Genomic DNA, 19,709 nt, shown 5'->3' with positions numbered 1-19,709 from the left:
ACCTACGGTGCCTCGGTGTCGTCAGCCATCCACATCGCAGCCGCACTCCTGGTGCGTGAAGGCAGGGCCCTGCTGGCACACCGCCACCCCGCACGCCGCTGGTACCCCGACTGCTGGGACCTCGTGGGCGGCCACGTGGAGGACGGGGAGTCGCCGGAGGAGGCGGTGCGCCGCGAGTGCCTCGAGGAGCTCGGCGTCCGTGTACACGATCCCCGCCCGATCGCCCTGGGCGTCCCCGATCCGACCCTGGTGATGCACTCCTTCGTCGTCATCCGGTGGGACGGCGAGCCCACCAACACCGCGCCCGACGAGCACGACCGGCTGGCGTGGTTCGGCCCGGACGAGCTGGCCGGTCTCGACCTGGCCCACCCGGACGGACTCGGCGAGCTGGTCACCGCGGTCCGGTCTGCCTGAGCTCAGGCCTCCCGGCAGCGCCGCTCCTCGAGGTCGGCGCAGACGAAGACGCCGATCCTCTTGCGGACGTGGCGGATGCGGTCGCCGTCGCGGTAGGCGATGCCGATGGCCGACCCTCCCGCGACGGCGCTCCCCGCCGGCCGGGTCACCTCGACGAAGAGGTCGGCCGTCCCCTCGTCGGCGTCGCACCGGCGGCGGACCTGCCGTGTGCCGTCCTCGAGCGGGCGCAGCCGGTCGATCCTCTTCTTCACCAGGCCCACGGACACGTGCCGGTCCATCACGGTGAAGTCGGTGACCCGCGCGCCTCCCCGCACGCCGACCAGGCGCACCCCTATGACCGAGACGCGACTGCCCCGGGTCAGGCAGAGCGACGGTCCGTGGACCGTGTAGGTCGCGGCGCGCGGCGCGTCGTCCTCGACCTTGACGGTGTACCCGCCGTCGCCTCCCGCCAGCCGCTGGCCGGCATCGGCACGTGGCACCGCCACGGAGGCCGAGACTGGACCCATGAGCAGGGCGGCGACAACCGCCACCGAGACCAGTCGACGAAGGCGCCCACTCACCCGGGCAGAGTAGTGGTTGGCGCGTCGACTGCGCCCGGAACCGAGGTCAGCCCTCCCCCGGCCACCACGCCTCTGTCAGCTCGACCGGGTCGGGGAACGTCGCGTCCGTCGCCTCCAGCCTCAACCCCTCCAGCCGCGCCGCGCGGATCGCCGCGGCGATCTCGCTCGAGACCACGACCTTGCCGACACGACGGTCCGGGTAGTGGCTGTGCACCGGCGCCTCGGCGTCGCCGACCGGCTCGAGCACCAGCTGGTACCCGGGCACCGGCGAGCCGTCGCGCAGGCGCACATCGGCCGTCGACGTCGCCAGGTCGGCGCCGTGATCGCGCAGCAGGGCGACCAACCGGTCGCTCATCAACGAGGCACCGCCCCCGTCGGTGCGCCACAGCATGTCGCGCAAGCGGGTGCCCCGTGAGTCGTGCGCCTGCACCCACCACACCTCCACGTCGAGGTGCGCCACCCCGCGCCGCCCCACCTCGCGCCTGACGTCGTGGCCGGCCGGTGTGACCCAGCGCCCGTACTGCGGCCGTCCGGGGCCGTCGGGGTGCACCCACAGGTCTCGGGTCGCACCGGTCGGTCCGAGGATGTGCCAGCTCACCGGGACATTCTGCGGCACGGCCCCGACATGGTGGCCGATCAGCCGTCGGCAGCAGCCCGAGGACGCGCGTCCAGCGGACTCGTCAGGCGCGCCACCCATGGCGCCCTCGAGGCAGCCGGCGCGAGCTCGCCGAACCTATGAACGAACGATGTCCGCCGCCCACCGGCGCCGTGGGAGCGACGCCTGCCGGTCAGCGATTGTTCATAGGTTCGGCGCGCCACGTCGAGGCGCTCGTGCCAGATCCACCGCAGCGGAGAGCAGCACCGCGCCGACGTCGACCCGGCGCGCCAGCGCGACCATCTGCCGCACGTCGGCGACGGCGGGCGCGCGCCCCGACCCCAGCAGCGGCCGGTGCTCGACCCGCGAGCCGTACACCGTGACCCCGCCGAGCCGCACGCCGAGCGCGCCGGCGAAGGCTGCCTCCACCGGCCCCGCGTTGGGACTGGGGTGACCGGGGGCGTCGCGACGCCACGCCTGCCATGCCCCACGGTGATCCGGGCCCAGCCCCACGGCCAGCAGCGCGGTGAGCCGCGACCCCGGGAGGTTCAGCACGTCGTCCAGCCGCGCTGCCGCCCAGCCGAACTGCTCGTACCGCGCGGAGCGGTGGCCCCACATGGCGTCGAGGGTGTTGGCGGCCCGGTAGGCCAGCAGCCCGGGCACGCCGGCCACGGCTCCCCACACCAGTGGCGCCACCACGGCGTCGGAGGTGTTCTCGGCCAGCGACTCCAGCACCGCTCGCGACACCTCCCCCTCCGACAGCTCCGAGGTCGTGCGCCCCACCAGGTGCGTCAGCCGCTGGCGCGCGCCCGGCAGGTCGTCGCCCTCGAGAAGCTCGGCGACGGCGCGCGCCTCCCGCTCGAGCGAGGCACCGCCCAGCACCACCCAGGTGGCCCCGGCCGTGACCATCGTCCCGAGCAACGGTCGGCCGCGAGAGCACCGCTCACCGACGACGCCGATCAGACCGGCACCACCCACCAACAGGCCCACGGCCGCCGCGCCGCGCAGCCGCGACGACGCGTGAGCCCGCCGCTCCAGGGCCTGCGCGAGCGACCCGAACAGCGCCACCGGATGCCCGCGTCGAGGGTCGGGGACGACCCGGTCGAGCAGGGCCCCGAGCAGCAACCCGGCCGCACGGCTCACCGGCTCGTCACCCGAGGGCCACCACGCCCACCAGGAGGGTGGCCAGGCACAGCTCGATCCCGGCACCGAACACGTCGCCGTTCACGCCGCCCAGCCGCCGGGTCGCCCGCCGCACCAGTGCGGTGACAAACCCGGCCGCGAGCAGCACGGCGAGGACACCTCGCCACCAGTCACCACCCGCCCACTGCAGGAGCCCAGCCACGAGCGCGGCCGCTGCCAGCCATCCGCCCACGGCCACGGACGGCGCGATCCGGCCGATGTACGGCGCAGCCAGGCCGCCGTCACGCGCCGCCGGCACACCGCGCAGGCAGGTGATCCACAGCGCCAGCCGCGAGACGCACACGAGCGCGCCCGCCAGCACCTGCCCGGGCCAGCCGGTCAGCAGCGGCGTGAGTGCGACGGCCTGCACCGCCAGCACCAGGAACACCGCCGCCCCACCGGCAGGTCCCGAGGTGCTGGTGTGCATCGCGGCCAGCGAGCGCTCCGGGTCGTGCGAGGCCGTCAGGCCGTCGGCGGTGTCGGAGAGCCCGTCGACGTGGAAGGCGCGCGTGCCCAGCACCAGCGCCGCGACCCCGAGCAGACCGACCACCAGCATCGGCAGTCCCAGAGCCGTGCCGACGACGCCGACCAGCACGACCGCGATCCCCAGGGGCAGCACCGCGAGGGGCGCGAGCAGCATCGCCCAGCGTGCGACGTCGCCGTCCACCCGTCCCGGCATCCGCGCGGGAACGACGGTCAGCATGCCCAGTGCCAGGCGCCAGCCGTCACGCATCGGGCGGGAGCACCTCCGCGAGCAGCGCGACCTCGCCCAGCAGCGCCGCGGCGGCACGCACCAGCGGCACGGCCGCGACAGCACCACTCCCCTCGCCCAGGCGGAGCCCGAGGTCGAGCAGGGGCTCGAGGCCCAGCTTCTCCAGCGCCAGCGACTGCCCGGGCTCCGTGGACCGGTGCCCGGCCGCGCACCACGCGGCGACGCCGGGCTCCAGCCGCTCGGCGGTCAGCGCGCACGCCACCGCCATCAGTCCGTCCAGGAGCACCGGGACGCCGGCACGTGCCGCCTCGCGCACGTAGCCGGCGGCGGCGGCGAGATCGGCACTGCCCAGGGCGGTCAGGCAGTCCACCGGGTCGTCGGCGCGAGCACCGGCACGCTGCAGGGCCTGCTCGACGACGGCGGTCTTGCGGGCGAGGCCAGCGTCGTCGACACCCGTGCCCCGGCCCACGACCTGCTCGGCAGGCACGCCGAGCCCGGCAGCCACCAGGGCGGCGGCCGGCGTCGTGTTGCCGATCCCGAGGTCGCCGCTCAGCAGGAGGTCTGCGCCGGCGGCGATCTCCTCGCGCGCCACGGCGGCACCCACCTCCAGCGCCTGCAGGGTCTCCGCGTGCGTGAGGGCGTCCTCGAGGTGGATGGCGCCCGAGCCGCGTCGCACGTGCAGCGCGTGCCCACTCTCGTGGTCGACCCCGACGTCGACCAGCCGCACGTGCACGCCGTGCGCGCGGGCCAGCGCATCGACACCCGAGCGTCCCTGTGCCACGACGCCGAGCATCGCGCCGGTCACCGCCGCCGGGTAGGCACTGACGCCGTGGGTGGCCACGCCGTGGTCGCCCGCGAAGACCGCGAGCCGCACGTTCGACGGCGCCGCGGGCGGCACCTGCCCCTGGCACGCGGCCAGCCACACACCCAGCTCGCCCAGGCGACCCAGGGCTCCGGCGGGTACGGCGAGGGCACCGAGGCGCTCGCCCGCTTCGCGCCGGGCCTCGGCGCTCGGTGGTGTGATCACAGGCTGGCCGCCAGGGCTCGCCTGTCCTCGACGGCCTGCGCGGAGGCGGCGAGCCGCTGCACCGCCCAGGCCAGCCCCAGCGCCAGCACGCCCCAGAGGGCGGCCAGCGTGAGCAGCGAGGCGAGCCGGAACGACCACAGTGTGCTGGCCGGGAAGGCACCCAGCTCGTCGACGACGGGGAAGACCCCGGCGGCCACCGCCATCACGACCACGTAGCCGACCACGGCGCCACCCACCGCCGGCAGGGCGCCGATGCGTTGCCAGAACCGCGAGGCCAGCAGGACGGCGACCACCGCGGCGACCACCGAGAGCAGCACGAAGCCGAAGTAGAGCCCGGTGCGCGAGCCGATGGTCTCACCGCTGCCCACCGCGGGTGGGGTGGCGGGGTACTTGAGGAACGGCACCAGCGCGTAGGCCACGAAGCCGATCCCGACGACGAGAGCAGTGCTCTGAGCTGCCCCCAGCCGACCGAGGCGACCGACGGCGGCAGCGCTCACCAGCGCCATGATCCCGCCCAGGGCGACGCCGACCGCCAGCGTGCCGGTGCCGAGGCCCCAGGTGCGCTGGGTCGCGCGGCTGACCACCGCGCCCTCGTCGTCGGCGTGGCTGTGCGAGTACGCGGCCCCGTCCTCGTGCGTGTGGGTCTCGGGAGCCGGCGCCGGAGCGGCCGACTCCTCGAGCGCGATGGCGGCATCCACCTGCGGCTCCCCCACCTGGTGGGCGACGAGGAAGGCGGCGATGCCGGCGAGCAGCCCGACCAGCAGGCCGCGCACCAGGAAGTCTCGGGGTCTCATGGTCGCCCTGCTCAGTGGCACGGGTAGCCGAGCAGGTGGCGACCGTCGTGCACCCACTCGTGGATGGCGGTGCCGGCCGGGAGGGAGACCGCACCCTGGTCGGCGCTCACGAAGAACAGCGCGACGAGGGCCAGGAGCCCCACGAAGAGCAACCAGGGGGCGAGCTGGCGGAACGGGACGGCGGGGAGCGGGGCGACCGCTCCGGTGCTCGGGGCAGCAGACGTCGACGACATGTAGGACCTCCTCAGGGATTCAGCGTCCCTGCTAGACGGGGTGGATGCGGGCCGTCGGGTCTGGCTCCACCGCCGTTCGTGACCAGGTCACGGAGGCGGTGTCACAGTAGCGCGACTGCGCCGGATTCCCACCGGCTTCCTCGGGCTCGCTGGAACGACACTAAGGCATCGCGAGCGCGGTGGACAGGGCGTCCAGCAACGAGTCCGTCACGTCCGGCGGACGGACGGCGATGCGCACCCAGGAGTCGTCGAGCCCGGGGAACGTGTCGCAACGCCGGGCGGCGACACCCGCCTCGCGCAGCCGGGCGTGCACGCCCGCCCCGGGCCGCGCCAGCACGAACGAGGTGACCGAGGTCAGGTGCTCGACGCCGAGGTGACTCAATCCCCGGTGGAGGTGCGCACGCCACCGCGCGACCTGCTCGGCTCGGCGCTCTGACTCTGCTGCGGCCTCCGGGGTCGAGCACGCTCGCATCGCGGCCACCGCCGCCGTCGAGACCGACCACGGCACGCGCAGCGCTCGCAGCTGCGCCGCCTCGGCCTCCCCCGCCACCAGGTAGCCGGCCCGCACCCCGGGGATGGACCACTGCTTGGTCAGGCTGCGCACGACGACGACGCCTGGCAGCCCCCGAGCCGCGAGCGACTCGGGCTCGTCCTGCACGGTGTCCATGAACGCCTCGTCCACCACCACCACGCGGCCCGGTCGCACCAGCGCCCGCACCGCTGCGGCCGGGTGCAGCACCCCGGTCGGGTTGGTGGGGTTGCCCAGCACCACCAGGTCGGCGTCGTCCGGCACCGCAGAGACGTCGAGGCGGAAGGGCGGCGCCTGCACCACCGCGGTGACGGCGTGCCCGGCCGCCACCAGGGCCGCGTGCGGCTCGGTGAACTGCGGGTGCACCACCACCGGTCTGCGCCAGTCCCGCCAGCGCGCGACCAGCGTGAACGCCTCGGCCGCCCCCGCAGTGGCCACGACCTCCCCCGGCGCGCGGCCGTGCAGCACGGCGAGCGCCGCCTCGGCAGCAGCGGCGTCGGGGTAGCGGCCGACGTCGTCGAGGCTGGCCAGCAGTGCCTGCTGCAGCCAGGGTGGCCGCTGCCCGGGGTACACGTTGACGGCCAGGTCGAGCAGCCCCGGCGTGGCCTCGGCGTCGCCGTGGTGGGCCAGGTCAACCACGCGCGGCGGCCTGGGCGAGCCGCTGCGCGAGCTGCGGGTGCCCCGCCCAGTGCGTGTGCAGGTACGAGGCGTGCAGCGTCGGCCCGGCGAAGCCGACGTCGGCGCCGTCCACGGTCCAGGCCGCCACGGCACCGCGCTCGGGCGTGGTGTGCGTGCGGTGGAACTCGTGCGCGGTGCACCGCTCCCCCGCCCGGGTCAGCAGCGTGTCGGCCGGCGCGGTGAGCGTCGGGTAGCGCATGGTCAACCGCTCCGCCATGACGGCGTCCGCCTCGATGGCCCCGACCATGGGCTCACCCTCGAGCGTCGCGCACAGGTAGAGCAGGCCGGCACACTCCGCCGCCGTGGGCACGCCGTCGCGCACCGCGGCGGCCAGCTCGGCTCGCAGAGCGGTGTTCTCGGCGATCTCGCGGGCGTGCACCTCCGGGAACCCGCCACCCAGGTAGATCGCCCGGGTGCCGGGTGGCAGGGCGGCGTCGCGCACGGGGTCGAAGGTCGCCACCTCGCAACCGGCGGCGCGCAGCAGCTCCTCGGTCTCGGCGTAGCGGAAGGTGAAGGCCCGGCCGCCGGCCATCGCCACCACGGGTCGATCGCCCCCGGCACCGCTCACCGGCGACACCACCGACGCCGGCGCCCACGGCGCGGCATCGAGGCGGGGCGCCTGCCGAGCCACGGCGAGCACGGCGTCGAGGTCCACGTGCTGCTCCACCTGGGCGGCCAGCCGGTCGAGTGCCTCCGCGGCCAGCCCGCGCTCGGCGGCGGGCACCAGCCCGAGGTGCCGCGAGGGGGCGCTGATCGCCTCGTCGCGCGGGAGGGTGCCCAGCACGGGCAGCCTGATCGAGTCGCGCACCTCCTGCGCATGGCGCGGCGAGCCGGCCTGGTTGAGCACCACGCCGACGACGTCGACGGTCGGGTCCCAGGTGGCCATGCCGTGCACCACCGCGCCGATCGAGCGCGAGGAGCGCGAGATGTCGACGACGAGCACCACCGGGCTGCGGGTCAGTGCCGCGACGTGCGCGGTGGAGGAGAACCCGGCGCCGCCGACGCGACCGTCGTAGAGCCCCATCACGCCCTCGACGACGGCGACTGACGCCGGCACCGGCGTCGCGGCGCCGTGCAGCAGCAGCGGCACCACGAGCTCCTCGCCCACCAGGTGCGGGTCGAGGTTGCGCCCCGGGCGCCCGCATGCCAGTGCGTGGTAGCCGGGATCGATGTAGTCCGGCCCCACCTTGTGCCCGCTGACGGCCAGCCCACGCCGGGTCAGCGCCGCCATCAGTCCCGTGGCCACCGTGGTCTTGCCCTGGCCGGTGGCCGGGGCCGCCACCACCAGGCGAGGGAGAGCGCTCACCACTCGATCCCCCGCTGGCCCTTCTGGCCGCGGTCCATCTGGTGCTTGACCTTGGTCATCTCGGTCACCAGGTCGGCGGCCTCGACGAGCGCGGGGTGGGCGCGCCGCCCGGTCACCACCACGTACTGGCGGCCCGGACGCTCGCGCAGCGTGGTCACCACGTCGTCGACGTCGACCCAACCCCACTCCATCGGGTAGGTGAACTCGTCGAGCACGTAGAGGTCGTGGGTCTCGGCGGCGAGCCGGCGCTTGACCTCGGCCCAGCCCTCGGCGGCGTCGCGGGCGTGGTCCTCGGCCTCGCCGGCCTTGCGGCTCCACGACCAGCCGGAGCCCATCTTCTGCCAGTCGACGGGCCCGCCCTCGCCGGTCTGCTCGTGCAGCTCCCCGAGCCGCTCGAGCACGGTCTGCTCGCCGATGCGCCACTTGGCGGACTTCACGAACTGGAAGACCCCCACCCGCCAGCCCTGGTTCCAGGCGCGCAGCGCCATCCCGAAGGCTGCGGTCGACTTCCCCTTGCCGTCACCGGTGTGCACCATGAGCAGCGGCAGGTGCCGCCGCTGTGCGGTGGTGAGCCCGTCGTCCGGGGTCTCCTGGACCTGTCCCTGCGGCATCAGGCCACCCGCTCGCGCACGACGCCGGCGAGCGCGTCGCCGGTCACCTCGGCCATCGTCACCAGGTCGGCGCGCAGGTGCCCGGCCAGGGTGCCGGCCAGGCCGAGCCGCATCGGGCCCGCCTCGCAGTCGACGACGAGCGCGGCCACGCCCTGCTCGGCCAGCCACGTGGCGGCGCGGTGGGCGCGCGGCAGCGGGTCGGCGCCCGCGGTGGCGCGGCCGTCGGTCACCACCACCAGCAGAGGACGACGGCGCGGATCGCGCACCCGCTCGCGCGCCACGACGCGCCCGGCCTCGAGCAGGCCCTCCGCCAACGGCGTCCGGCCGCCCGCAGGGACCTCGTCGAGGCGGCGGGCCGCGATCTCGACCGAGCGCGTGGGTGGCAGCACCAGCTCGGCCCCCGTGGCCCGGAAGGTGACCAGCCCAACGGTGTCGCGCCGCTGGTAGGCGTCCAGCAGCAGGCTCAGCACCGCGGTCTTGACCTGCTCCATCCGGCGGCGCGCCGCCATGGAGCCCGAGGCGTCGACGCAGAGCAGCACCAGGTTGGCCTCGCGTCCCTCGCGCACCGCGGTGCGCAGGTCGTCCGGCTGCAGGCGCAGAGCACCGCTCACCCGGCCCCGTGCCACCTGGTGCGGCAGCGAGGCGCGCACGGTCTCGAGCAGGTGCACCGGTCCGGTGCCGCCGCGCCGAGCGCCCACCCGGCGACCGTTGCTGGTGACGGCGCGGCTGCGGCGCCCCGCGACGCCCTCGCCCGTGCCCGCGACCGTGAAGAGGCGGGCCCGGCCGGGCTCGCCCGCAGCAGCGCTGCTCGTCGCGGGCGCCGGAGTCGGCGTCGGCGTCGGCGTCGGCGCACCGGTCGGCTGCTCCCCCTCGCCGGCCTGCGGCGCCTCGCCGGCCTCGGGCGACTCGGGTGCCTGCCCGGTGCCACCACCCTCGGGCGGCGCGCCACCGTCGGGTCCGTCCGGCTCGGGGTCGGGCTCGGGGTCCGGCTCGGGGTCGGGCTCGGGGTCCGGTTCCGGGTCGGGATCGGGCCCCAGCACGTCGTCCAACGTCTCCTCGTCGAGACCCGGGGTGTCGAACGGGTTGCGGCGCCGCCGGTGCGGCAGCGCCAGCCGCGCGGCGACCCGCACGTCGCCCACCGTGACGACGTCCCGCCCCTCCCAGGCCGCGTGCGCCACCGCGGCGCGGGCGGTCACCAGGTCGGCGCGCAGGCCGTCGACGTCGAAGGCCGCGCACAGCTCCGCGATCCGCAGCAGCATCGCGTCGGGCAGCTCGACCGAGGCCACGGCGGCCTGGGCCGCGGCCAGCCTCTCGCGCAGGGCGCGCTGCTCGGCGTCGAAGCGCGCTGCGAAGGCAGCGGGGTCGGCGTCGAAGGCCATCCGGCGTCGCACCACCTCCACGCGCAGCGCGGGGTCGCGCGGGGCCGCCACCTCGACGGTCAGGCCGAAGCGGTCGAGCAGCTGCGGGCGCAGCTCGCCCTCCTCGGGGTTCATCGTGCCCACCAGCACGAAGCGCGCCTCCCGCGAGACCGAGACGCCGTCGCGCTCCACCGTGCAGCGGCCCATCGCGGCGGCGTCGAGGAGCACGTCGACCAGGTGGTCGTGGAGCAGGTTGACCTCGTCGACGTAGAGGATCCCGCGGTGCGCCTTCACCAGCAGACCGGGCTCGTACTCCGCCTCGCCGGTGCTGAGCACCTTCTCGAGCTGCACCGAGCCGAGCACGCGGTCCTCGGTGGCGCCCACGGGCAGCTCCACCAGCCGCACCGGCCGGGTCTCGCCGTCCACCTCCACGGGCGGCAGCACGGCGGCGAGCGCCCGCACGATCGTGGACTTGGCGGTGCCCTTCTCGCCGCGCACCAGCACGCCGCCGATCTCGGGCGAGACCGCGCTCAGCACGAGCGCCAGCGACATGTCGCCGGGGTCGACCACGGCGGCGTAGGGGTAGGTCAGGTCAGCTGCTGGCACGAGAGGCTCCCGCTCTGTCGCCATGGATGGGTGACGTCGCGAGGCCGGTCTTCGGACTTCCCGGCTCGGGTGCTCGAGGTTGCTGAGCACGTCGACCGGGTCACCGCAGCGGGCCTGTGCCGGATTCCCACCGGCTTCCCAGATTCTCCCCTCGGGCTCTCACACCGTCGGGGCACCTCGTGACCAGCGCACGATAGCGTCGTCGCCCGTGCCCGCCTCCCCCGCGTCCCGGATCACCGTCGTCGGCCTCGGCGCCGAGGGTCTCGCCGGGCTGTCGCAGGCGGTGCGCGAGCGGGTGCTGGGGGCCACCGTCGTGGTCGGGGGGAGCCGTCACCTGGCGATGCTGCCCGACCCGGCGCAGACCCCCGGCCAGCAGCGGCTGCCGTGGCCGCACCCCTTCAGCACCGAGGCCGTCCCGGCCGGCGCCGTGGTGCTCGCGTCCGGTGACCCGCTGGTCTCCGGCGTGGGCAGCACGCTGCTGCGCGAGCGCGGCCCGGACGCCGTCGAGGTGCTGCCGCACCTCTCCTCCGTGCAGCTGGCCCGCGCGCGGATGGGCTGGCCCGCCGAGACGTGCGCGGTGGTCTCGGTGACCCGGCGAGACGTCGCCGCGGTGCTGCGCGAGCTGGCTCCCGGGCGCCGGGTGCTGGTGCTCTCCGCGGACGCCGGGACGCCCGCGCAGGTGGCCGGTCTGCTGGAGGCCGCGGGCTGGGGTGCCTCCGCGATGACGGTGCTCGGCGAGCTCGGTGCTGCCACCGAGAGCCGCCTCGAGGGCTACGCCCGCGACTGGGCCGAGCCCGGCGCGACGCCGTTCCCCGACCTGCACGTGCTCGCCCTCGAGCTGCACGGCCCGACCTCCTGGGACCGCGGCTGGGCCGCCGGCCTGCCCGACGACGCCTTCGAGCACGACGGGCAGCTCACCAAGCGCGACCTGCGCGCCGCCGCCCTGGCCCGGCTGGCTCCCCAGCCCGGGCATCTGCTGTGGGACGTCGGCGCCGGTGCCGGATCCGTGGGTGTGGAGTGGATGCGCGCGCACCCCGCGTGTCGCGCCGTCGCGCTCGAGCGCCAGCCGCACCGCTGCGCGCGCATCGAGCGCAACAGCCAGGCGCTCGGCGTCCCCGGGCTCCGGGTGGTGTCCGGCGCGGCCCCCGACGACCTCGCCGACCTCCCCGACCCCGACGCGGTCTTCGTGGGCGGCGGAGCCTCGCTGCCCGGTGTCCTCGACACGTGTCGGCAACGGCTCCGGCCTGGTGGCCGGCTGGTCGTGCACAGCGTGACGCTGCAGACCGAGCGCCTGCTGCTCGCGCTGCACGAGCAGGACGGCGGTGAGCTGACCCGGCACGCCGTCGAGCACGTGCAGCCGGTGGGCACGTTCACCAGCTGGACGCCGGCACGCGCCGTGGTGCAGTGGGCGTGGACCAAGCCGCACGAGGGAGGACCCGCATGACCGTGCACTTCGTCGGCGCCGGCCCAGGTGCCGCCGACCTGATCACCCTGCGTGCTGCCGCGCTCCTGGCAGCGGCCGACGTGGTGCTGTACCCCGGCACCTACCTCGACGCCGCCGTGCTGGAGCACTGCAGGGCCGGCGTCCGTCTGGTGGACACCCAGCACCTCGACCTCGACCGGATCACGGCCGCGGTGGTCGAGGAGCACGCAGCAGGGCAGGAGGTCGTCCGCCTCACCAGTGGCGACCCCTCGCTCTACTCGGCGCTCACCGAGCAGACCCGCCGCCTCGACGCCGCCGGGGTGCCCTGGGACGTGACGCCCGGTGTGCCCGCCTACGCCGCCGCCGCAGCAGCGGTGGGCCGCGAGCTCACCGTGCCGGAGGTGGCCCAGACGGTCGTCCTCACCCGCACCCAGGCGCGCTCGACGGCCATGCCGAGCAGCGAGTCGCTCGAGGCCTACGCCGCCACCGGCGCCACGCTGGCGATCCACCTGGCGATCACCCGCACCGCCGAGCTGATGGCGCGCGTCGAGCCGCACCTCGGCGCGGACTGCCCCGTCGTCGTCGTGTACCGCGCCAGCCAGCCCGAGCAGGTGGTGCTGCGCGGCACCGTGGCCACCATCGGGGACCAGGTGGAGCAGGCCGGGCTGCGCCAGGCCGCCGTCGTGCTGGTCGGTCGGGCGCTGGGCCAGGACCCCCTCCTCGTCGAGAGCCACCTCTACTCCGCCGGCCGCACGAGACCCACCGACACGGCTCAGCCGCCGCACAGGTGACGCACAGGGGGCGTTCCTAGCGTCCTCGCCATGACCACCACCTCACTGCGCCAGCGCCTCGCCGCCACCGCCCTCGCGGGCACCCTGCTCCTGACCGGGTGCGCCGCCGGCACCTCCGCCGCGACGGACACCGCCGCGTCCACCTCCACGACCACGACCTCCTCCACCAGTTCGTCGACCACCACGGTGACGGAGGCCGCCGCGGCGGCCGAGACCTCCGAGAGCGCCACCACCGCGGAGACGATCGCGGCGACCGCGGAGGCGATGGAGGCCTTCCTGGCCACGCTGAGCGAGGAGCAGCAGGACGCCGTGCTCTACGCCTACGACGACGAGACCCGCACCACCTCCTGGTCGAACTTCCCGGTGACCTTCGTCGAGCGCGCGGGGCTGAACCTGGCCGACCTCACCGAGGAGCAGCAGGTCGCTGCGATGGGCGTGCTGGAGGCCCTGCTGAGCGACGAGGCCTACGCCACGGTGGTGGGCATCATCGGTGGCGACGAGTACCTGGCCGAGAACAGCAGCAGCACCGAGAGCTCGCTGGGCCAGTACTACATCGCGTTCTTCGGCGATCCGGCCGACACCGCCTTCGCCGTCCAGTACGGCGGCCACCACCTGGGCCTGAACGCCGCCCTGGACGCGTCGGCGGGGACCATCACGTTCGCGCCCACCCACCTGGGCGTCCAGCCCGCCGTGTACACGAACGAGGAGGGCGAGGAGGTCCAGCCCTTCGACGGCATCTACACCGACGCGTTCGCGTTCTTCGACTCCCTCACCGCCGAGCAGCAGGCGACGCTCACCTCCGGCGAGGTCAGCACGTGCTCGCCGGGCGACACCTGCGACTTCGCCACCGGCAGCGGGCTGCAGGGTTCCGACCTCACCGAGGAGCAGCGCGTGCTGCTGCTCGACCTGCTGGCCAACTGGGTGGGCATGGCCGACGAGCAGACCACCGACGCGGCGCTGGCCGAGATCGAGGCCACGCTCGACGACACGGTCGTCGCGTGGTCGGGCGAGACCACCTACGACATGACGGCCGGCGACGGGATCAGCTTCTCGGTGTCCGGGCCCGACGTCTACGTGGCGCTCCAGGCCCAGGACGGGTCGGCCGGCGCAGACGTCGAGGGCGTCACGACCTCCGGCTGGGGCCACGTGCACACGATCTACCGCGACCCGTCGAACGACTACGCCGGCGTCGTCGAGCAGCAGGCCGCCACCGGCATGGCCGGTGGCCCCGGCGGGGCCTGACCGCTCAGCGCGGGTCTCCCCCAGTGCCGCGCCAGTCGCGCGAGGTCCACACCCGGCCCGACCGCGTGACGGCGGTGCGGCTCGACCCCACGATCAGCAGGCACTTCATGTCGATCGACTCCGCGTCGAGCCCCGCGAGCGTCGTCACGGCGAGCGACTCCTCGGCGCGGCCGACGTCGCGACCCACCACGACCACGCGGTCGGCCGGCAGCACCTCCAGCAGCGTCTTCTGCAGCTGCGCCACCTGCTCGCGCCGCGAGCGCGAGGCGGGGTTGTAGACCGCCAGCACCAGGTCGGCCTCGGCGACGGCGCGCACCCGCTGCTCGATCAGCGGCCAGGGCTTGAGCCGGTCACTGAGGCTGACCACGGCGAAGTCGCCGCCCACGGGCGCGCCGGCCCGGGCCGCGACGGCCTGCACGGCGCTGACACCGGGCAGCACTCGCACCGACACCGCCGGCTGCTCGTCGGCCACCTCGAGGACCGCGCTCGCCATGCCGAACACCCCGGCATCGCCGCCGGATACCACGGCCACCCGCTCCCCCGCCGCCGCGAGTCGCAGCGCCAGCCGCGCCCGGTCGGCCTCCACGGTGTTGCCCGAGGCGTGCCGGGTGAGCCCGGCGCGCTGCGGCACCCGGGCCACGTAGGGCGCGTAGCCCACCACGTGGTCGACCTGGGCCAGCTCGTCGGCGACCTCCGGCGTCAGCCAGCAGTCCGGGCCGGGTCCCAGGCCGACGACGACCACCTCGCCCGCCCGCTCGGGGGCCACGGCCTCCCGCAGGGCGGGCCCCACCCGCGGCGCGGTGTCGCCGGGCACCACGACCAGCGAGAAGTACGGCACCTGCTCGGCGTCGACCTCGGCCACCGGCATCCGTCGCTCCTCGCCCATCGAGGCACGCTCCACGTACACCGCGCCCTCCAGGCGGCCGGCGGCCTCGAGCGCGCGCCGCACGGCCGGGAAGGTGCGCCCGAGCTTCATCACCACCGCCGCCTGCGTGTCCGCGAGCCGGCGCGCCAGCTCCGCCTCCGGCAGCGTGCCGGGCAGCACGGTCAGCACGTCGGTCTGGCGGGCCAGCGGCAGTCCGGTGGTGGCCGTGGCCGCCGCGAAGGCCGGAACGCCCGGCACCACCTCGGTGGCGAACTCGGCGGCCAGCCGGTCGTGCATGTACATGGCCGAGCCGTAGAACAGCGGGTCGCCCTCGGCCAGCAGCACCACGTGCCGCCCCGCTTCCAGGTGCGCACGCAGCCGCGCCGCCGACTCCTCGTAGAACTGCGCCATCGCGCCGGCGTAGCCGCCCGGGTGCGCGGTGCTGCCGGTGGTCACCGGGTAGCGGAGCAGCTCCTCGGTGGTGCCGGGGCGCACCAGGTCGCCGGCGATGCGCCGCGCGTGCGACTCCTTGCGCACGCCGGCGTGGTAGGCCACCACGTCCGCCTCGCCGATCAGCCGGGCCGCCTTGAGGGTCACCAGCTCCGGGTCGCCCGGGCCCAGGCCCACGCAGGTGAACCGTCCACCGGTCCGCGCGGCCGTCATCACTCCACCTCCGTAGCGAGCGCGTTGACCGCCGAGCAGGCCATCGCCGAACCACCGCGGCGCCCGCGCACCGTCACGAACGGCACGTCGATGCCGTGCTCGCCGGCGAGGTCCACCAGCGCCTGCTTGGACTCCGCCGCGCCGATGAACCCCACCGGGCAGCCGATGATCGCGGCCGGCCGCGGGGCGCCGTCGAGCAGCATCTCGAGCAGGTGGAACAGCGCTGTGGGGGCGTTGCCGATGGCCACCACCGCGCCCTCCAGGTACGGCTCCCACAGGCTGACGGCGGCCGCGGTGCGGGTGGTGCCCCACGCGCTCGCCAGCAGCGGCACCTCGGGCTCGGTGAGCAGGCAGTGCACGGCGTTGCCGGCGGGCAGCCGTGAGGCGGTGACGCCCATGGCGACCATCCGCACGTCGCACAGCACGGGCGCGCCGTCGGCCAGCGCAGCGCGACCGGCGTCGCCCAGCGCGGGGTGGACCACCAGGTCGTGCACCAGGTCGGTCTGGCCGCTGCCGTGGATCATCCGCACGGCCACCTTCTCCGCGTTCGCGGGCACCACGGAGAGGTCGGCCTCGGCGCGGATGGTGGCGAAGGAGTCGTCGTAGATGGCCGGGCCGTCGGCCACGTAGTCGAAGCGCCGCGTCGGCGGGGCGGGCTCGGCCGGCCCGAGGGGGCGGGTGCTCGTGGCGGTGCTCATGCCGCCACCTCCCCGTGCGGCCCAGCGGCCTCCGCCTCGACGACGACGCCCCGCCACGGCGTCACCACCAGCCGGTCGCCACGCTCGGCCAGCTGCTCCACCAGCACGGGTGCCAGCGCGCCGCCGGGTGCGGCCACGTGGGCGCCGCCGTGCGGCAGCGGCGCGGAGACCACCAGCGCGGCCGGGTCGGGCAGCCCGGAGGCCGCCCACGGGGCCGGGAGCTCGTCCACGTGCCACGCCGCGGTCGGGCCCTCGCCCCGGTCGGCCAGGAAGCGCCGCGCCAGTCCGAGCAACGCCGGCACGGCGTCGTCGAGCGCCACCACCTCGCCCCAGCCGTCGCGCCCTACCCGCACCTGGGCGCGCTCGTCGTCGAGCGCCACCAGGCCCAGGTCGGCCGGTGCCGCGTGCAGGTCGCCGCGGCCGTCGTCGAGGACGAGGCAGAACCGGCCCGGCAGCGCGGCCAGCACGGGGTCGGCGCACAGCCGACGGTCCAGCTCGGCGAGCAGCGGCCGCAGGTCGGCGCGCCCGCCCCGCAGCCCGGTGAGCGGCGAGCACAGCACGTTGCGGGCCAGCTCGTGGGTGCGGCTGGGCAGCAGACCCGTGGCCTCCACCTCGGCGACCACGGGCTCCGGCAGCGCGCCGCCCTCGAGCGGGAGGCCGCGCAGCTGCAGGTTGGCGCGGGCGGTCAGGTGCAGGTCGCCGTCGCCGTGGCGCTGCGCCACCTGCGAGAGCGCCTGCAGCGCGGCGGCGGTGACCCGACCACCGACCAGGCGGACGCGCACGAGCGCTCCGTCGTCGGCGGGCCAGGGGCGCAGCACCCCGGGGCAGCGGTCGCGCCGGGTGCGGGCAGGCCGTGTGGGCAGCGCGGACGTGGGGTCGGCGAGGGGCATCGCGGGTCCTGAGGAGGTCGGGGGCTCTCCGCGTCGCCCCGGGTGACCTCGCGGTGGTCACCGCAAGGGCCAGCAGGTCTTCGGACTCGGGATCGACCGGCGCGGGGCGCCTTCCCAGGTCTCGCGACCCAGTGACCGCCGGTCTCCCGGCCTGCCCCGTCCGTCACCCACACCGCTGCGCGTCAGTCCCGGACTCTCACCGGGTTCCCGTGTGACTGGCGCTGCCGACCCTAGACGAGGATCAGCCGAGGCGGAACTCCACCGTCCGGGACTCGACATCGGCCTGCGCCAGCGTGACGACGACCTCGGTCCCCAATGGCAGCTCCTGCGCGCCCACCACCCGCGCCTCCACGCCCTCGGTGCGCAGCATGACGACGCCGCGCCGCGGGTCGTCCTGCTCGACGCTCACCACGACGGCGTCGAACTGCTCGCCCACCCGGTGCGCCAGCAGCCCGGCCTCCACCAGGTCGGTGACGGCGCGCTCGTAGGCACGGGCGCGCTGGGTGGAGGCCGCCATCTCACCGGGCAGCCGCGGCAGCGCCTCGAGCACCCATCCGGGCACCTCCTGCTCGGCGCACAGCGCCACGCACACCTCGCCGGCGTAGCGGTCGGCCAGGCGGCGCAGGGGCGCCGTCACGTGCGCGTACTCCGAGGCCAGCGCGGAGTGCTGCGGCTCGGCCGGCACCTCGCCGTCGAAGGCCACGTAGCCGCTGCCGCGCAGCAGCCGGGTGGAGGCCACCACCATCGCGGCGTGGGCCGGGACGCTGGGGTCCAGGGAGCGGATGAAGTCGGGGTAGAGCTGCTCCGCGGGCCACTCGATGCCCAGACCGGCGGCCGTGCGGTGCAGCCGCTGCACGTCGCGCGGGTCGGGCGGCGGCAGGGTGCGCAGCAGACCCACCCGGGCGTAGACCATCAGCGAGGCCGCACCGAAGCCGGTGAGCAGCGAGATCTGCGCGTTCCACTGCTCCACCGGCAGCAGGGATCGGAACTCGAGGGTCCAGTGACCCTCCTCCACGTCGATCTCCTGCTCGGGCAGCGGCAGCGAGACCCCGCCGCGGGCAGCGTCGCGCGCCAGGCGCAGCTCGCCGATCTCCTGCAGCAGGTGCAGCACCTCGCCGGCCGAGCCGTCGTCGATGGCGGCCTGGGCCTGCTCGTAGGTGAGCTGCGCGGTGGAGCGCACCTGCGCGCGCTCGACGACCACGTCGGTGCCCTCGCCCTCGGCGTCGACCCGGATGGTCCACAGCAGCGCCGGGCGCACCTGGCCCGGCAGCAGCGAGGCGGCGTCCTCGGAGATCGCCGGCGGGTGGAGCGGGATCTTGGACTCCGCGCCGTAGAACGTCTCGCCCCGCGCGTGCGACTCGACGTCGACCGGATCGCCCGGCGTCACGAACGCCATCACGTCGGCGATCGCGTAGTGCACCACGTAGCCGTCGGTGTCAGGGTCGCGCTCGATGTGCAGCGCCTGGTCCAGGTCGCGGGCGCCCTCGGGGTCGATGGTGAGGAACGGCAGGTCGCTGCGGTCCAGCTGCGGCATCCGCGGGCTCGACGCCGCCTCGCGGGCCGCGGCCAGCACCGGTTCCGCGAACTCCCCGGGCAGGTCGAGCTCGGCGCGGATGCGCTCCACGCCCTCCTGCATCGTGCGCGCGACCTCGTCGGCGCCGCGACGGACCCGGACCACGCGGTTGCTCGGCATGACCCGACCCTAGTAGGTCCGGACGCGCTGCCTACCCTGGCGCGCGTGCTGATCCTGCTGCCGCCCAGCGAGGGCAAGACCGCCGCGCGCCGCGGCAAGCCGCTCGACCTCGCCTCGCTCGGCCACCCGGGACTGACGGCGGCGCGCGAGCGTGTGCTCGAGGCCCTCGTGACGCTGTGCGAGGGCGAACCCGCGGAGGCGGCGCAGGCGCTGGGCCTGGGCGCCACCCAGCTCGACCTGGTGGAGCAGGACGCCGGTCTGCGCGCGGCACCCACGCAGCGCGCCGACCGCGTCTACACCGGCGTGCTCTACGACGCCCTCGAGCTGCCCGCGCTCTCCGCGGCCGCCAAGCGCCGGGCCGCCACCCGGCTCGCCGTCACCAGCAGCCTGTTCGGGCTGGTGCACCCCGGCGACCGGATCCCCGCCTACCGCCTCTCGGGCGACGTCACGCTGCCCGGTCTGGGGCCGGTGGCCGGGGTGTGGCGCGAGGCGCTGCCGGCGGTGGCCACCGCCGCCGTCGGGCGCGGGCTGCTCGTCGACCTGCGCTCGGGCATGTACGCCGCCTTCTGGCGCCCCGAGGGCGAGGTGGCACGGCGCACCGCCACCGTGCGGGTGCTGCACGAGCAGGGTGGGCAGCGCAAGGTGGTCAGCCACTTCAACAAGGCCACCAAGGGCCGGATCACCCGGGCGCTGCTCGAGGACGGCCGCGCGCCGCGGACCCCCGTTGCGCTGGCCGAGGTGCTCACCGACCTCGGCTGGTACGTCGAGGTCGGCGAGCCCGGGCCGCGCGGCACGCAGCTCGACGTCGTCGTCCGCGAGCTGTAGGCCGCCGCGGCCGA

The 19,709-nt window shown here is 75.6% G+C and carries 20 protein-coding genes and 2 riboswitches; of the genes, 5 read left to right on the top strand and 15 right to left on the bottom strand.

Features of this window, described 5'->3' with window-relative positions; translation table 11 throughout:
- Window positions 1-15: 15 nt before the first annotated feature.
- Window positions 16-414, top strand: coding sequence for an NUDIX domain-containing protein (locus ABD948_RS14225; protein ID WP_345266942.1), 399 nt, complete (start codon window positions 16-18; stop codon window positions 412-414).
- 2 nt (window positions 415-416) lie between these two features.
- On the opposite strand, the gene ABD948_RS14220 is transcribed toward ABD948_RS14225, so the two are convergent.
- From ABD948_RS14220 to ABD948_RS14170, 11 genes are all read right to left on the bottom strand, one after another.
- A complete protein-coding gene (locus ABD948_RS14220; protein ID WP_345266940.1) occupies window positions 417-899 on the bottom strand; it encodes a hypothetical protein in 483 nt (160 codons plus the stop codon).
- Between the two features lie 121 nt (window positions 900-1,020).
- Window positions 1,021-1,572 carry a hypothetical protein gene (locus tag ABD948_RS14215; protein ID WP_345266938.1) on the bottom strand — a complete coding sequence of 184 codons (552 nt, stop codon included), beginning with the start codon at window positions 1,570-1,572 and terminating at the stop codon, window positions 1,021-1,023.
- 201 nt (window positions 1,573-1,773) lie between these two features.
- Complete coding sequence (locus tag ABD948_RS14210) at window positions 1,774-2,712, bottom strand: cobalamin biosynthesis protein (protein WP_345266936.1); 939 nt, start codon at window positions 2,710-2,712, stop codon at window positions 1,774-1,776.
- Between the two features lie 7 nt (window positions 2,713-2,719).
- On the bottom strand, window positions 2,720-3,484 hold the full coding sequence (locus tag ABD948_RS14205) for an adenosylcobinamide-GDP ribazoletransferase (protein ID WP_345266934.1): 765 nt from the start codon (window positions 3,482-3,484) through the stop codon (window positions 2,720-2,722).
- Window positions 3,477-4,490, bottom strand: coding sequence for a nicotinate-nucleotide--dimethylbenzimidazole phosphoribosyltransferase (cobT, locus tag ABD948_RS14200; protein ID WP_345266932.1), 1,014 nt, complete (start codon window positions 4,488-4,490; stop codon window positions 3,477-3,479). The genes ABD948_RS14205 and cobT overlap by 8 nt, the downstream gene beginning before the upstream one ends.
- Entirely contained in the window at window positions 4,487-5,284 is a 798-nt protein-coding gene (locus tag ABD948_RS14195) for a CbtA family protein (RefSeq protein ID WP_345266930.1), read from the bottom strand. Before ABD948_RS14195 ends, cobT begins: the two co-directional genes overlap by 4 nt.
- Before the next feature lie 11 nt (window positions 5,285-5,295).
- Window positions 5,296-5,517 (bottom strand): CbtB domain-containing protein, encoded by a 222-nt coding sequence (locus ABD948_RS14190; RefSeq protein WP_345266928.1) that lies wholly within the window; start codon window positions 5,515-5,517, stop codon window positions 5,296-5,298.
- A 160-nt stretch (window positions 5,518-5,677) separates the two neighbouring features.
- Window positions 5,678-6,685, bottom strand: coding sequence for an Rv2231c family histidinol phosphate aminotransferase CobC (cobC, locus tag ABD948_RS14185; RefSeq protein ID WP_345266926.1), 1,008 nt, complete (start codon window positions 6,683-6,685; stop codon window positions 5,678-5,680).
- Window positions 6,678-8,030 (bottom strand): cobyrinic acid a,c-diamide synthase CobB, encoded by a 1,353-nt coding sequence (locus ABD948_RS14180; RefSeq protein WP_345266924.1) that lies wholly within the window; start codon window positions 8,028-8,030, stop codon window positions 6,678-6,680. The genes cobC and ABD948_RS14180 overlap by 8 nt, the downstream gene beginning before the upstream one ends.
- Entirely contained in the window at window positions 8,027-8,641 is a 615-nt protein-coding gene (gene cobO / locus ABD948_RS14175; protein ID WP_345266921.1) for a cob(I)yrinic acid a,c-diamide adenosyltransferase, read from the bottom strand. Before cobO ends, ABD948_RS14180 begins: the two co-directional genes overlap by 4 nt.
- Entirely contained in the window at window positions 8,641-10,605 is a 1,965-nt protein-coding gene (locus tag ABD948_RS14170) for a VWA domain-containing protein (protein WP_345266919.1), read from the bottom strand. Before ABD948_RS14170 ends, cobO begins: the two co-directional genes overlap by 1 nt.
- Before the next feature lie 25 nt (window positions 10,606-10,630).
- Window positions 10,631-10,800, bottom strand: a riboswitch (cobalamin riboswitch).
- A 13-nt stretch (window positions 10,801-10,813) separates the two neighbouring features.
- Between ABD948_RS14170 and cbiE the strand changes: the two genes are divergently transcribed.
- Genes cbiE through ABD948_RS14155 form a run of 3 tightly spaced genes read left to right on the top strand, consistent with a single transcriptional unit; the run spans window position 10,814 to window position 14,061 of the window.
- Window positions 10,814-12,049 carry a precorrin-6y C5,15-methyltransferase (decarboxylating) subunit CbiE gene (gene cbiE / locus ABD948_RS14165; RefSeq protein ID WP_345266917.1) on the top strand — a complete coding sequence of 412 codons (1,236 nt, stop codon included), beginning with the start codon at window positions 10,814-10,816 and terminating at the stop codon, window positions 12,047-12,049.
- Window positions 12,046-12,819 carry a cobalt-precorrin-4/precorrin-4 C(11)-methyltransferase gene (locus tag ABD948_RS14160; protein ID WP_345266915.1) on the top strand — a complete coding sequence of 258 codons (774 nt, stop codon included), beginning with the start codon at window positions 12,046-12,048 and terminating at the stop codon, window positions 12,817-12,819. The genes cbiE and ABD948_RS14160 overlap by 4 nt, the downstream gene beginning before the upstream one ends.
- 30 nt (window positions 12,820-12,849) lie before the next feature.
- Window positions 12,850-14,061, top strand: a complete 1,212-nt coding sequence (locus ABD948_RS14155) for a DUF3500 domain-containing protein (protein ID WP_345266913.1) — start codon at window positions 12,850-12,852, stop codon at window positions 14,059-14,061.
- Between the two features lie 4 nt (window positions 14,062-14,065).
- Here the strand turns inward: ABD948_RS14155 and ABD948_RS14150 are convergent, their stop codons facing one another.
- The 4 genes from ABD948_RS14150 to ABD948_RS14135 form a co-directional block, all read right to left on the bottom strand.
- Window positions 14,066-15,589 (bottom strand): precorrin-2 C(20)-methyltransferase, encoded by a 1,524-nt coding sequence (locus ABD948_RS14150; RefSeq protein ID WP_345266911.1) that lies wholly within the window; start codon window positions 15,587-15,589, stop codon window positions 14,066-14,068.
- Window positions 15,589-16,287, bottom strand: coding sequence for a precorrin-8X methylmutase (locus ABD948_RS14145; RefSeq protein ID WP_345266909.1), 699 nt, complete (start codon window positions 16,285-16,287; stop codon window positions 15,589-15,591). The genes ABD948_RS14150 and ABD948_RS14145 overlap by 1 nt, the downstream gene beginning before the upstream one ends.
- A complete protein-coding gene (locus tag ABD948_RS14140; protein ID WP_345266907.1) occupies window positions 16,284-17,177 on the bottom strand; it encodes a nitrite reductase in 894 nt (297 codons plus the stop codon). The genes ABD948_RS14145 and ABD948_RS14140 overlap by 4 nt, the downstream gene beginning before the upstream one ends.
- A gap of 54 nt (window positions 17,178-17,231) precedes the next feature.
- Window positions 17,232-17,421, bottom strand: a riboswitch (cobalamin riboswitch).
- Window positions 17,419-18,870, bottom strand: a complete 1,452-nt coding sequence (locus ABD948_RS14135; protein ID WP_345266905.1) for an RNB domain-containing ribonuclease — start codon at window positions 18,868-18,870, stop codon at window positions 17,419-17,421. It overlaps the preceding riboswitch by 3 nt.
- A 45-nt stretch (window positions 18,871-18,915) precedes the next feature.
- Here ABD948_RS14135 and yaaA point away from each other — a divergent pair, with 45 nt between their 5' ends.
- Window positions 18,916-19,695 carry a peroxide stress protein YaaA gene (gene yaaA / locus ABD948_RS14130; protein ID WP_345266903.1) on the top strand — a complete coding sequence of 260 codons (780 nt, stop codon included), beginning with the start codon at window positions 18,916-18,918 and terminating at the stop codon, window positions 19,693-19,695.
- The last annotated feature ends 14 nt before the right edge of the window (window positions 19,696-19,709 follow it).

It is taken from the genome of Nocardioides nanhaiensis (genome assembly GCF_039542785.1).
Lineage (GTDB): Bacteria > Actinomycetota > Actinomycetes > Propionibacteriales > Nocardioidaceae > Nocardioides > Nocardioides nanhaiensis.
Note: the sequence above shows the minus strand (reverse complement) of the source record. Positions and strands in the feature narration are given on the sequence as shown.